The following is a 12,260-nucleotide window of genomic DNA, read 5'->3' on the forward strand; positions in this document are numbered from 1 at the left end:
ACTTCTCACATCATGACCGAAAGAATATAATGATAAAAAGTACCATTCCCTTTCAGGAGTTTTCATTAAATGACGATACCCTTCACGAAGAATGCGGAGTTTTTGGTATTCTTGGGCATGAAGATGCAGCAACATTAACAGCTCTTGGACTTCATGCTCTTCAACATCGTGGACAAGAAGCAGCTGGAATTGTATCCTACCATAATAAAATGTTTCATCAGGAAAAGCATCTTGGTCTTGTAGGAGATCATTATACAAATCCTGTAACACTTGCTCGTTTACCGGGAGACCGTGCTATTGGGCATACCCGTTATTCCACAACTGGAGAAGTGGCATTACGTAATGTACAGCCGCTTTTTGCTGAACTAAAAGCTGGTGGTATTGCTATTGCCCATAATGGCAATCTCACCAATGGTCTTACATTACGCCGTGAACTTATTGCCTCCGGTGCTATCTGCCAATCAACTTCAGATTCAGAGGTTTTTCTCCATCTTATTGCTCGTTCACGTTACGAATCATCGTCTGATCGCTTTGTTGATGCTATTCGACAAGTAGAAGGTGGATACGCTATGTTAGCACTTACACGTACTAAGCTCATTGCTGCACGCGATCCAACAGGTATTAGACCTCTTGTAATGGGTGAACTTGACGGTAAACCAATCTTTTGTTCCGAAACTTGTGCTCTTGATATCATTGGAGCAAAATATGTCCGTGATGTCAAAAATGGAGAAATTATCATATGTGAAATACAAAAAAATGGAGAAATCACTAAAAAAATTATAAAATCAGAAAATACAAAACCGGAAAAACTTTGCCTTTTTGAATATGTCTATTTTGCACGTCCTGATTCAATTGTTGGGGGACGGAGTATTTATATGGCACGTAAAAATATGGGTATTCGTTTGGCGCAAGAAGCACCCTGTGAAGGAGATGTAGTCGTTCCCGTTCCTGATGGTGGCACACCTGCTGCAATTGGCTACGCGCAAGAAATTGGAATTCCTTTTGAACTTGGTATTATCCGTAATCATTATGTTGGACGTACTTTTATTGAACCAACACAACAAATTCGTGCTTTTGGAGTTAAATTAAAGCATTCTGCAAATCGTCCTATCATCAAAGGAAAACGTGTTATCCTGATCGATGACTCTATTGTACGTGGAACAACATCTGTTAAAATTGTACGAATGCTCCGTGACGCAGGAGCAAAGGAAGTTCATATGCGTATTTCTAGCCCTATGATTTTCTATCCTGATTTCTATGGTATTGATACCCCTAAGATTGAAAGTCTTTTGGCTAACAAGTTCCCAGACTTAAAATCCATGTGCAATTTTATTGGTGCTGATTCATTAGAATTTCTTTCAACGGATGGCCTATATCTTGCTGTCGCAGGAGAAAAACGAAATAACGCTGATCCACAATTCACTGATCATTACTTTACCGGACATTATCCTACGCATCTGATTGATCAAGAAAGCATTCCCAAAATTCATCAATCATCTGTTCTTAAAACAAGAGATTAGTCATGATAAAATCGGATTTTAATCTCTTTGGTCGTATCGCGCTCGTTACCGGTGCTTCAAGAGGTATCGGCTATCATTTAGCCTTAGAGCTTGCAACGCGCGGCGCTCACATTATCGCTCTTGCACGAACAATGTATGGACTCACTGAACTTGATAAACAAATCCAAGCCAAAGGTGGTTCTGCAACACTTGTCCCACTTGATTTGCACCATATGGAAAATATTGATGTTCTTGCTGTTTCTATTGCTCAGCGCTGGGAAAAACTTGACATTATGGTTGCAAATGCAGGAATTCTTGGAACTCTCTCACCAATAGCGCATATAGAAAATACAGTATTTGAAGATGTATTTCAAATCAATCTTTTCAGCCAATGGCGCTTAATGAAAGCTGTTGAACCCTTATTGCGTAAATCTGATTCTGGACGAGCTATCCTATTATCCTCAAGCGTTGCTCATGTTGCACGTGCGTTTTGGGGACCTTATGCAGCTTCTAAAGCTGCTTTAGAAATGATTGCTCGCTGTTGGGCAGAAGAACTCAAACAAACTCCTATAAAAATTAATTGTGTTAACCCTGGTGCAACACGCACTGCCATGCGCGCACAAGCTATGCCAGGGGAAGATCCACAGACACTCCCTTCTCCGCAAGAAATTGCAGCAAAGATAGTGCATTTATTATCACCTAGCTTAAAAGAAACAGGAAAACTCTTTCATGTTCATGAAAATAGGTTTGTTGATTATCATATACCCAATTGATTATCTATAATTGATCTAAATTGACACTTTTTTTCTTCTCCTCTGCCATTTAAAAAGCAGAATGTAAACTTATCTTTCTTGGATCGTTTTAACACTGATCTTTTTTTCTTCCACAGCAGCCCGTTTATTATAAGCAACAAAACTACAGGGGAGAAAAACCATATAAGCAATAGCTGTAATCAGCAAAGTATACCATGTGTAAGTTGCAAGAAAACCTACATAAATAACAATTCCCAACATAAAGGGAACAACGATATCACGTCTCAAATTTTGATCAATTGTTTTTCCATTCCATACGGGTAAAAGGCTCACCAAAAGAAAAGCAATAACCACAGTATAAAGACTAAAAAATAATGCCCAGCTCCAACTTGGTATCAAACCAAGAGCTCCTAAATATACAGGCAATAAGAGTAATAATGCTCCCGCTGGTGCAGGAACACCAACAAAATAATTTTTTTGCCATTTTGGAATATCGGCATTATCTAACATCACATTAAAACGCGCTAACCGCAAACAACAAGCAACACAATAAACAAGTGCAGCAACCCAACCTACTTGGTAAGCTTGAGACAAAATAAAGGAATACACAATTAGAGCAGGAGCAACACCAAAATTAACAACATCAGCAAGAGAATCCATCTGTGCCCCAAAAGATGAACTCCCATCCATCAAACGAGCAATGCGACCATCAGCACCATCTAGGATTGCTGCCAAAAGCACCATTAAAATAGCAGCCTCATAGCGATGCTCAAAAGCCAAACGAATACTGCTCATCCCTGCACAAATCGCCAAAACAGTGATAATATTAGGAATGACATATCGCATGGGTGTAGGTGAACGCCATCGATTTGCAGCATCATCGTGTTGCCCCTCAGGATTAAATGAAGAGAATAGTGAAAAATTTTTCATCGTTCACCCTAATCAAATCTAAAATCCGTTATAGCGCTCTGATCATCAAAAGAACCTAAAATCGTTTCCCCGGCAATTGCCGTTTGACCAATTGCTACACGCAATTTTACTTCAGTCGGTATATAAATATCAAGGCGAGAACCAAAACGGATCAAACCAAAGCGCTGCCCAGTAACAACGGCATCATTTTCTTTTGACCAACACACAATTCGGCGTGCTAACATTCCTGCTATCTGTACCATACCGATTTTCCCATGTTTGCTATCAATTACCACACCATTCCGCTCATTAAATTGGCTGGCCTTATCAAACTCCGCATTAGAAAATCGACCTGGACGATATACAATAGACTCTATTGTACCACTTATAGGAATACGATTGATATGGCATGAAAAAACATTCATAAATATGGAAATACGGACCATTTCTTCGTTACCCAATCCCAACTCTTCAGGAGGAACACATGGCTCAACGAATGAGATATATCCATCAGCAGGAGATGTAACTAAATTTGAATCTAAAGGGATTACACGCTGTGGATCACGGAAAAAATAGATACACCATACCGTAAGAACAAGCCCACACCAGAACAATGGACTCCATATCCAACCAAGAATAAGCGAAATAACAAAAAATGCAACAATAAAAGGATAACCTTCTTTATGGATTGGTGCAAAACTATTATGGATAGATTGTAGAATACTCATATAATTTCCTATTCATAGATATGATTTAAACAAGTCATAAACTTTTTTGTTCCTCCTTATTCCTTCATATACTTAATCAATCGCTCCATATAAAGCTAAAGGTCATTTACGCAGTTTATTTTTTACGATTAACAATGCCCAATTCATCTTCTTCACACATTTTACGTAATTTTTCTTCAGCTTGCGATGCTTCAAGCTGCTTATTCCACATTGAAGCATATAAACCTTTTTTATACAAAAGTTCGGCATGCGTCCCATTTTCAATAATGCGACCATTTTTGAGAACCAAAATTTCATCTGCATTGATAACTGTGGAAAGACGATGTGCAATAATCAATGTTGTGCGTCCACGGCTTACAACATCTAATGCTTGCTGAATTTCTTGTTCTGTTGCCGTATCAAGTGCTGCTGTTGCTTCATCTAGAATAAGAAGGGGCGGCGCCTTTAGCAGTGTCCGCGCAATAGCCACACGCTGTTTTTCACCACCTGATAATTTGAGACCGCGCTCCCCTACCATAGATTGAAAGCCTTCCGGAAGCACTTCAATAAATTTTGATATCTGCGCCATTTCTGCTGCTTTACGCATCTCCTCATCTGTCGCACTTGGACGCCCGTAACAAATGTTATACGCAATCGTATCATTAAATAATACTGTATCCTGCGGCACCATACCGATAGCTTCTCGCAAACTTTTTTGTGTTACATCACGAATATCCTGTCCGTCAATTGTAATTGAACCCGCATCAACATCATAAAATCGAAAAAGTAATCGAGAAATGGTTGATTTACCAGCACCAGATGGACCTACAATTGCAACGGTTTTACCTCCAGGAACTTCAAAATCAATATCTTTCAGAATCTGACGATTTGAATCATAAGAAAATTTTACTTGGTGAAACCGAATAGTACCACCTTCCACTATCAATGGCTTAGCATCTGATTTATCAACGATTTCCTGCTGAACATCTAAAAGATCAAACATAGCTTCAATATCTGTTAAACCTTGTCGAACGTCACGATAAATTGAACCAATAAAATTTAATGGAAAAGAAAGCTGTATCAAAAGCGCATTAATGAAAACGAAATCTCCTAAAGTTTGCGTCTTATGAAAGACTTCATAAGCCGACATCATCATTAGAATTGTCATTCCAATACCAAAAATAAGAGCCTGACCAAAATTAAGCCAGCTTAACGATGTCCAAATTTTCGTTGCAGCTTTCTCATAACCCGCCATAGAAGAATCAAATCGACGTGCTTCCAGAGTTTCATTGCAAAAATATTTAACCGTTTCAAAATTCAAAAGCGAATCAACAGCACGCGTATTGGCTTCAGTATCCGCCGTATTCATTTCTTGCCGAATACGAATACGCCAATCACTCGCTTTAATTGTAAACCAAATATATAAAACAACCATAATTACAACTATGAGCAAATAACGCAGCCCATAACTTATGAAAAAAACAAATGCTGTTAAAATAAATTCTAAAACCGTTGGTATTGTGTTGAGAATTGAAAATCTAACAATAGCTTCAATTCCCTTCGTACCACGCTCAATTACACGGGAAAGTCCACCGGTGCGTCTTTCTAAATGAAAGCGCAAAGACAATCCATGAATATGTACAAAAGTCTTATAAGCTAATTGACGAATAGCATGTTGACCAACGGTTGCAAAAAGAGAGTCACGCAACTGGTTTAATCCAGCTTGAACAATACGTGCAATATTATATGCTAAAATAAGCATAATAGGCACAATCCAACTGGATGGAAACCATACAGGCAGATTAAATCTCACATCAAGCGCATCTGTAGCATATTTAAAAAAATAGGGTACAGATATGAGAAAGAGCTTTGCCAAAACAAGATAAAATAACGCCCATACAACACGCATTTTGAGATCATGTCGGTCTACCGGCCACATATAAGGCCATAAATTATAAAGCGTGCGTAGAGTTTGGCCTGTATCTGAAGACACAGTTTTTGCCATTTCATTCTGTTTCATAAAGCCCTTACTTTTCGATCATTCATTCAACAGGCATTACAAGGCTTTTCCCCATTGCCGTTTGGTTAATTATTTTTTATATTCTTCCAGTTAACGTACATATTATTATTTGAGGTTAGACTTTTTTTGAAAAAGGAACAAGAAATAATCCACTATAAGATTTATTATTTTGGTCTGTACGCTCATACCATTCTACTGCAAATAAATCCTCAACCCTTACACGCTTTTTTTTCAATTCTGCTTGGAGCCATGTTTTCGATTTGCCAATTTCTTCAAGACCATTATTAACGATTTCACCATTTTGTACTAAAATGACAGATCTCTTCCCTTCTTCTTTTTTAATAACAGAACAATCACCATTAGTTTCTAAATGAACAAAGGCAGCTTCATATAAGCTACAGCCTTTAATACGCAACATCGTGATCAAATCATTCACGCTGATCCCTAAATTCTTAATCTTATCTATTTGAAACACACCATCTAAAACCAACCCAATATTTTTTCCTGTAATGAGATGACGAAAAAAAATTGAATAGCGTGCCAAAAAATTAAGAGATGCAATGAGAGTTTGCCAAATGAATAACACAAGCAATAATTGAATAATGCCGACATTCGAACTATAAATAACACCTCCAATAATACTCCCCATCACAAAATTACTCACTAAATCAACCGGTGTCATTTGACTAAGGCTACCACGCCCTGTCGTTCTCAAAATCAAAAGGAAGGCGATAAGACCTACAGCCAATTTAAGGGCGATGTACCCGTAATAACATAAAAATTCTATCAAACTTTCTCCTCCTTCTATAATGAAAGCTGCGGAAATACGAAAATTAGAGCTATTTTATTTCCCACACGGTTATACGTTCACCTGTTTGCGGATCTTTACTATCTTTTAGAGAGACCCCACTAGCTGAAAGCTCATCGCGAATTGTATCTGCAGCTACCCACTCTTTATTATGGATAAGTCGTAGTCTTTCGGCAATGCGCTGATCAATAAATTTTGCATCAAGGGTTGCTTTTTTCATAAATAAGGGACATTTTACTTCTTTAACCCATTCTTGCCGTAGAAACCCCAATAAATCCATTCCATTTGCAAGAGCAACAGCATTTCCTGCTTTATAAAACTTTCGCAAAAGAGTCAGTGCTTTGGGAGTATTAAGATCATCGCTAAGTGCGTTTATCAGAGAGTCATCAACAACTTCATTTTTCCCTAACTCTACTCTTTTGCAACGAAGTAACTCGTACCAGCGATATAATTCATTACTAGATTGCGTTAAACGTTGAGCTGTCCAATTTAACGGTTCGCGATAATGCGTTTGTAACATAGAAAAGCGTGCTGATAAGCCAGCCCAACTCTGTTTCATTTCCTCTGATAAAGTTAAAACATCATTAGAAACAAAAAAATTACTCTCTAAAACAGAACGAATAGTGATGAAATTGCCGAGGCTTTTAGACATCTTTTTACCTTCAACCTGTAAAAAACCATTATGCATCCAAAAATTAGCCATTCGCTCAGTCCCAAAAGCTGAACAACTTTGCGCAATCTCATTTTCATGGTGAGGAAAAATCAAATCAATACCACCACCATGAATATCAAAAATATTCTCTGTTGGATCGTTACAGGATACACCACCACCATAAGGAGTTAACAGCTTTGCCATTGACATTGCGGAACACTCAATATGCCACCCCGGACGACCTAAAACAGGAATTCCCGCCGGAGATTCCCAACCTGGTTCCCCTTCCACAGAAGGCTTCCATAAAACAAAATCCATCTCCTCCCTTTTATAAGCAGCGACATCAACACGCGCACCCGCTCTCATTTCATCTAAGGAGCGTTTTGCAAATGCACCATAATGAGGATGTTTTTTTACGCTGCTCACAGAAAATAATATATGATTTTCCGCTTTATAAGCGTGCCCCTTTTCAAGCAATCTTTCAATCAAAGAGCGCATTTCCTTTAAATGATCAGTTGCACGTGGTTGACTGGTAGGCAATAAACAACCAAGTGCTAGTGTATCTTGTTGAAATTGAGAATATGTACGCTCCGTCAATCGGCGAATAGCTTTATTAAGTGTTAGTTCTGGATATTCGCAAGCTGCTCGTACATTAATTTTATCATCCACATCTGTAATATTACGCGCATATATAACATGATCATTGCCATAAACATGACGCAATAAACGAAATAAAATATCAAAAACAATCACAGGACGTGCATTTCCTATGTGCGCATCATCATAAACCGTTGGACCACAAACATAAAGCCGTACCTTAGTCGCATCTATTGGTGTAAAATTTTCTTTTTTACGTGTAAGCGTATTATAAAATCGCAACTCTCTCATAAATTATACTCCGTTGGCGATATTACTCACCGTTCTTCACGATGAATCTTACCCAAAATGCATTATGTGGTTAGATTAAAACTTTCACATTTCATATAAAATTCTCTTATATAAAATTTTCATAGCTTCCTCACTTCTTCATCTAAGCTGTATCCATAACCTGTCACAAAAACAATCCATTATATTTGATTGAACAAAGGCATTCTATTGGTAAAGACTGTTCTTCTTTCCTGATAAGAAGCTGTCACAAGAAGGAATTTATAATGCGGAATACAAATACAGATTTACGCAAAAAACAAATTGCATACAGTAAAAGTCTAACAATTTTAACCACTAAAAACTTTGTCAGAATGTTTAATAACGCCATGATAGTTTCCTTACGGTCTTTCATGCCCTACATTTCCTATCATTATCTGCTTTTGGTAACAATGTACAAACACCTTTCATGCATATTTTTCAATATATGCATAACGATAAAACCATTTTATTTGTATTTGTTATCATACAGATAATTTATTTAAAAAGGAGAAATAAATAATGCGTAATATATTGATAAACATCACTGTTTTAACATTTTTTTTTGCTTCAAAATCGACCTTTGCGCAATATTCTCCACCTTATGAGACAAAATTGCTTCGACTTGCAGAAATTTTGGGATCACTGCATTATCTACAAAATCTCTGCAAAGCACCAACAAAGCAATGGTATGACTACATGGTTGCATTGATTGAGGCAGAACAACCAATGCCACAAAGACGCGCTTATTTTTATGAAGCATTTAATGAAGCGTATCGTTCTTTTTCAGAAAATTACCATCATTGCACACAATCTGCAATTGAAGCAACACAAAGATACATTATAGAGGGCAAAACTTTATCCGAAAGCCTTCTCATACCTTTTAATAATTAACATGTACTAAAATAACTACATCGTTCATTGAAGCTATAATAACTCTCTAAAAAATAAAGAGACCCGTAAATCAGCTCTGCTGTCAATATAGCACTTTCAGGATAAGAAGTCTTTTCTATGCTTTTACTGATGTACAACAAAAAACATCATAAAAGCTTTTTGCGCACACAAAATTATTTCTCGTAAGTACCATTTTGTTACAGATGCACTTAATCTGATTAATCCAAAGTTTCTATAAATTTAACAGGCTCCCCCTGTGAAGGAGTAACAATTTCTCCTTCCCACATAACCCGCATACCGCGGATAACGGTTCCAACTGGCCAACCTTTGACCTTTTTACCGTCATAAGGCGTCCATCCTGCACGTGAACCAATTAACGCATTTGTAATCACCTCTTCTCGTTTAAGATCAATGATAGTCAAATCCGCATCATACCCAACAGCAAGGCGCCCTTTACAGCTAATGCCAAAAATACGACTGGGGCCATGCGAAGTGAGATCAACAAAACGTTCAAGAGATATCTTTCCTGCATTGACATGCGTTAACATAATTGCTGCTGTTGTCTGCACACCTGTCATCCCTGAAGGTGAAAAAGGATAAGGTTTACGCTTTTCTTCAAGCGTATGAGGAGCATGATCAGAGCCTAAAACATCAACAATACCCTGCTGAACACCGTACCAAAGGGATTCACGATGACGACTTTCACGGATAGGGGGATTCATTTGAATTAATGTACCAAACTGTTGATAAGCATCCGCAGTCAAAGTCAAATGATGCTGTGTAACTTCAATAGTTGCTATGTCTTTGTGTTTTCTTAGAAATTCAATTTCTTCCGCTGTCGAAAGGTGCAATACATGAATGCGTGCTTTCGTTTCATGCGCAATTTTTATCAAACGCTGCGTACATTTTAACGCTGCAACCTCATCACGCCAAACTGGGTGCGACGATACATCCCCTTCAATACGTAACATTTTACGTTCATTGAGCCTTGCCTCATCTTCAGAATGAAAAGCTGCTCGACGTCGTGTGTTTTGTAAAATAAGACGCACACTTTCATCATCGTCTACCAGAAGATCACCTGTAGAAGATCCCATGAAAACTTTAACTCCAGCAGCTCCAGGCAATCTTTCTAATTCCAACAATTCATGTGCATTTTCACGCGTTCCTCCAACCCAAAATGCAAAATCACAATGCATTCGGTGAAATCCCCGTTTAACCTTATCAGCCAATGCTTCTTCCGATGTAGTCAATGGATTGGTGTTAGGCATTTCAAACACCGCTGTAACGCCCCCTAACACAGCAGAATAGGAACCACTTTCCAAATCCTCCTTATGTTCATGACCAGGCTCGCGAAAATGAACTTGACTGTCAATGATCCCAGGCAAAATGTGAAGCCCTGTACAATCAATCACCTCATCAGCAGATACACATGCGAGATCGCCAATCTCAGCAATACGGCCATTTGTTATACCAACATCACGTTTGCTAGTTCCATCATGATTTACAACTGTTGCGCCTTTAAAAATTGTATCAAATGTTTTACACATAGCCGTACTCCTTACGTATTCTTCCTTTATCGATTATGTAACTTTGGGCAGAAAGGCAAGAACCATGATTGAAAAACAAAATGCCATTCGCTTAAAAAATCGTAGCGTTCTTAAAATTATGGGTGAAGAATCTACACATTTTTTACAATCTCTTATTACCACAAATGTACAACAAATCCCCCCACAAGAAATGTTTCCTGGAGCACTCTTATCGCCACAAGGGAAAGTTATTGCGGATTTTCTTATCGGAAAAATAGAGGGCGGCTATTTGATCGATATTGTTGTCTCTTTAGCTGATATCCTTCAAAAGCGTCTTCTCCTCTACAAGTTGCGTACAAAAGTGGAAATTACACAACCATTACAAGAAGTTGTAACAGTTTTTTTGAACAATGAACGAGATACTTCAGATTATGATTCAAGTTTTATTGATAAACGCTTTCCAAAAAAAGAAAAAATAATGCGAATATATGGAAAAACATCTTTTACGGCCTCAGAATGTGATAATCATTGGAACAACTTACGTATCCGTTATGCAATTGCGGAAAGTGGTGTAGACTACGAAATAGGGAAAGTCTTTCCCCATGATATTAATTACGATCAAATCAATGGACTCGTATTTAATAAAGGTTGCTATATTGGACAAGAGGTTGTTTCACGAATGCATCACAGGCATGCGGCACGTCGCCGTATTTTACTTGTAAAAAGCCAGAATGAATTAACACAAGGTTCCAACGTTGTAGCAGGAAATAAAATACTAGGTCACTTAGGAACATGTGCTGGAAAAGAAGCCTTAGCTTTAATGCGTATTGACCATGTTAAAGATGCGATGGATAATAATATCCCATTTACAGTAAAAGATGTTCCCGTCACCATAAGCATTGCTGAAAATATGAATTTCACCTTTCCTGAAAACACCGTGGAAACTCACTGATGGCTAAAGCTGAATTATCACAAAATGGAGAAGCACGCGCTTGGCAAAGAATGCTTTCTGGTAGGCGTCTTGATTTACTTAATCCTTCTCCTTTTGATATCGAAATTGAAGATATTGCCCATGGACTCGCTCGTGTTGCACGTTGGAACGGTCAAACACAAGGAAAACATGCCTATTCTGTTGCACAGCATTCACTTTTGGTTGAACAAATATTTCAAAAACTTTTTCCGCAATCACATAGCAATGAATATCTCTATGCTCTTCTTCATGATGCCGCAGAATACGTAATCGGTGATATGATTTCACCTTTTAAGGCTGTCATAGGAAAACAATATGAACTCATCGAAAAACGCATACAAGATGCTATACACATGCGTTTTTCTCTTCCCGTTAATCTTTCTCAAAAGCTCTTAAAAAAAATCAAACAGGCTGATCGCATTGCTGCATTCCACGAAGCAATCACTCTTGCCGGATTCAATACAGAAGAGGCCTTCCGCTATTTTGGCTCTCCAAATAATATTTTATCCGATGATCTCAATTTACAACCATACTCCACACAACAAATTGAAAAAACCTTTTTAATTCGTTTTAATGAGCTCGATTCTCAGAAATCATAATAATATTCTCCTCGTTATTTA

11 protein-coding genes are annotated in these 12,260 nt (G+C 37.9%); 5 read left to right on the top strand and 6 right to left on the bottom strand.

Annotation, left to right across the window (positions count from 1 at the left end; all coding sequences use genetic code 11):
- Positions 1-29 precede the first annotated feature (29 nt).
- Both purF and MCS_RS01745 read left to right on the top strand, forming a co-directional pair.
- Complete coding sequence (gene purF, locus MCS_RS01740) at positions 30-1,520, top strand: amidophosphoribosyltransferase (RefSeq protein ID WP_004854833.1); 1,491 nt, start codon at positions 30-32, stop codon at positions 1,518-1,520.
- A gap of 2 nt (positions 1,521-1,522) precedes the next feature.
- Positions 1,523-2,272, top strand: a complete 750-nt coding sequence (locus tag MCS_RS01745; RefSeq protein WP_004854835.1) for an SDR family NAD(P)-dependent oxidoreductase — start codon at positions 1,523-1,525, stop codon at positions 2,270-2,272.
- A 69-nt stretch (positions 2,273-2,341) separates the two neighbouring features.
- Here MCS_RS01745 and pssA read toward each other — a convergent pair whose 3' ends face one another.
- The 5 genes from pssA to cysS form a co-directional block, all read right to left on the bottom strand.
- A complete protein-coding gene (gene pssA, locus MCS_RS01750) occupies positions 2,342-3,181 on the bottom strand; it encodes a CDP-diacylglycerol--serine O-phosphatidyltransferase (protein ID WP_004854836.1) in 840 nt (279 codons plus the stop codon).
- An 8-nt stretch (positions 3,182-3,189) separates the two neighbouring features.
- Positions 3,190-3,888, bottom strand: coding sequence for a phosphatidylserine decarboxylase (locus MCS_RS01755; RefSeq protein ID WP_004854838.1), 699 nt, complete (start codon positions 3,886-3,888; stop codon positions 3,190-3,192).
- Positions 3,889-4,003: 115 nt separating this feature from the next.
- A complete protein-coding gene (locus tag MCS_RS01760) occupies positions 4,004-5,887 on the bottom strand; it encodes an ABCB family ABC transporter ATP-binding protein/permease (protein WP_004854841.1) in 1,884 nt (627 codons plus the stop codon).
- 115 nt (positions 5,888-6,002) lie between these two features.
- Complete coding sequence (locus tag MCS_RS01765; protein ID WP_024864243.1) at positions 6,003-6,674, bottom strand: DUF421 domain-containing protein; 672 nt, start codon at positions 6,672-6,674, stop codon at positions 6,003-6,005.
- 52 nt (positions 6,675-6,726) lie between these two features.
- Positions 6,727-8,235 carry a cysteine--tRNA ligase gene (gene cysS / locus MCS_RS01770; protein WP_004854849.1) on the bottom strand — a complete coding sequence of 503 codons (1,509 nt, stop codon included), beginning with the start codon at positions 8,233-8,235 and terminating at the stop codon, positions 6,727-6,729.
- A gap of 537 nt (positions 8,236-8,772) precedes the next feature.
- Here cysS and MCS_RS01775 point away from each other — a divergent pair.
- Complete coding sequence (locus MCS_RS01775) at positions 8,773-9,144, top strand: TIGR02301 family protein (RefSeq protein WP_004854854.1); 372 nt, start codon at positions 8,773-8,775, stop codon at positions 9,142-9,144.
- A 218-nt stretch (positions 9,145-9,362) separates the two neighbouring features.
- On the opposite strand, the gene MCS_RS01780 is transcribed toward MCS_RS01775, so the two are convergent.
- Positions 9,363-10,691 carry a dihydroorotase gene (locus tag MCS_RS01780; RefSeq protein WP_004854857.1) on the bottom strand — a complete coding sequence of 443 codons (1,329 nt, stop codon included), beginning with the start codon at positions 10,689-10,691 and terminating at the stop codon, positions 9,363-9,365.
- Between the two features lie 64 nt (positions 10,692-10,755).
- On the opposite strand from MCS_RS01780, the gene ygfZ reads away from it, so the two are divergent.
- Together ygfZ and MCS_RS01790 are read left to right on the top strand one after the other, a co-directional pair.
- Positions 10,756-11,622, top strand: a complete 867-nt coding sequence (gene ygfZ / locus MCS_RS01785; protein WP_004854859.1) for a CAF17-like 4Fe-4S cluster assembly/insertion protein YgfZ — start codon at positions 10,756-10,758, stop codon at positions 11,620-11,622.
- A complete protein-coding gene (locus tag MCS_RS01790) occupies positions 11,622-12,239 on the top strand; it encodes a YfbR-like 5'-deoxynucleotidase (RefSeq protein WP_004854862.1) in 618 nt (205 codons plus the stop codon). The genes ygfZ and MCS_RS01790 overlap by 1 nt, the downstream gene beginning before the upstream one ends.
- The last annotated feature ends 21 nt before the right edge of the window (positions 12,240-12,260 follow it).

It is taken from the genome of Bartonella doshiae NCTC 12862 = ATCC 700133 (genome assembly GCF_000278155.1).
In the GTDB taxonomy this organism is placed as follows: domain Bacteria; phylum Pseudomonadota; class Alphaproteobacteria; order Rhizobiales; family Rhizobiaceae; genus Bartonella; species Bartonella doshiae.